General features: G+C 70.4%; 2 protein-coding genes. Both read right to left on the bottom strand.

Annotated features, from left to right (window positions below):
- On the bottom strand, positions 1 to 640 hold a 640-nt coding region (locus tag G6028_RS14475), incomplete at its 3' end, for an alpha/beta-hydrolase N-terminal domain-containing protein (RefSeq protein ID WP_277817615.1).
- 80 nt (positions 641 to 720) lie between these two features.
- Positions 721 to 1650, bottom strand: a complete 930-nt coding sequence (locus G6028_RS14480; RefSeq protein ID WP_179524025.1) for an SDR family oxidoreductase — start codon at positions 1648 to 1650, stop codon at positions 721 to 723.
- Positions 1651 to 1670: the final 20 nt, after the last annotated feature.

Genomic DNA, 1670 nt, shown 5'->3' on the forward strand with positions numbered 1-1670 from the left:
CGGCGCGGGGTTGCCGCACGCCCTCGGCGGTGCCGTGGTCCGCGGCGGAGGCCGTCCTGTCGGCCAGGCCGATCACCCCGCGGTGGACGAGCCCGTTGATCGACAGCACGGCGATGAGGACCACGAGACCCAGCGCCACGACGCGGGCGAGTGGGGCCGGGACGTGAGGTGCGGCGATCCGGGTCAGCGCCGCCGTGCCACGCCGGATCCCCCTGGCCGCCGCGAGGATGACCGTCGCGACCAGTAGTGACAGCACCAGGACGAGCAGGTAGTTGGCGCGGTCGATGCGCTCGACGCCGGCCAGGTCCCGGGTGATCTGCTGCCACCAGGACCCCAGGACCAGGAACGTCGGGACGGTCACCGCGGCCGTGACGGCCAGGGACCACCACCCGATCCTGCGCAGGCGGGCGGAATGGTCCGGGGAGACCCCGCAGGAGCGGACCGCCCATGCGATCAGGCAGCCCAGACCGTACCCGGTCGCGAGGCTGATCCCGGTCGCCACGGCCTGCAGGGGCCACACCCGCGGCAACAGGGAGGGCGTCATGGACCACACGAAGAACAGCAGCGCGACGGCCAGTCCGACCGGGTGCAGGGAACGGGTGAAGCCGCGGATCGTCTCCGTCGACGGTGTCGTGGTCAAGACCGGTCCAGGGGTGAGAAGACCGTGGCGGAGCGCCAGGCGCGTGAGCGGAGTCTATCCCCGCGCACGCGCCCCGCGGCTCAGCTCTCGAGGTGGAGCCCCAGTTCGCGCGCCGCGAGCGCGGCGTACTTGGAGGTCTGCTCGAACGCCGACTCCAGGGGGTTCGCGTCGGTGACGTCGGCGATCTCGTTCCACCGCTCGGCCACGACCTCGGGGGTGCGGGCGTTGTCCGGGAGGTAGACCCCGCGGCTCTCGACCATCTGGGAGACGGCGAACACGCCGGCGCCGGCACCGAGGATGGTCTTGGTGGGCGCGTCCTCGCTGACCATGAACAGGGCGCCGGGCGCGATGGTCTCCGGGCCCATGATGTCCAGGACCCGCTGTGGGAGCAGGTCCTCGGTCATGCGGGTGGCGGCCGTGGGGGCGATGGAGTTGACCTTGATGTTCTTCTTGGCGCCCTCGATGGCGAGCACGTTCATCAGGCCGACCAGGCCGGACTTGGCGGCGGCGTAGTTGCTCTGGCCGAAGTTGCCGTAGATACCCGAGGACGAGGTGGTCATGAGGATGCGGCCGTATCCGGCCTCGGCCATGTGTGGCCAGACGGCCTTGGTGCAGTTGACCGAGCCCATGAGGTGGACCTCGAGGACCTTGCGGAAATCGTCGTTGTCCATCTTGGCGAACGACTTGTCGCGCAGGATGCCGGCGTTGTTCATGAGGATGTCGATGCGCCCCCACTTGTCGATGACCGAGGAGACCAGCGCGTCGACCGCGGCCTCGTCGGTGATGTCGTTGCCGTCGACCATGGCCTCGCCGCCGGTGGCGACGATCTCGTCGACGACGCGCTGGGCCGGGGAGGTGGTGCCACCCTCGCCGTGGACGTCGCCGCCGAGGTCGTTGACGACGACCTTGGCGCCGCGCTCGGCCAGGGCGAGGGCGTAGGCGCGGCCGAGGCCGCCTCCGGCGCCGGTGATGATCGCGACGCGGTCGGTGAAATCGATGGGATTGACCATGGGTGACTCCTGGTGTTGAG

The organism is Dietzia cercidiphylli, assembly GCF_014145145.1.
Lineage (GTDB): Bacteria > Actinomycetota > Actinomycetes > Mycobacteriales > Mycobacteriaceae > Dietzia > Dietzia natronolimnaea.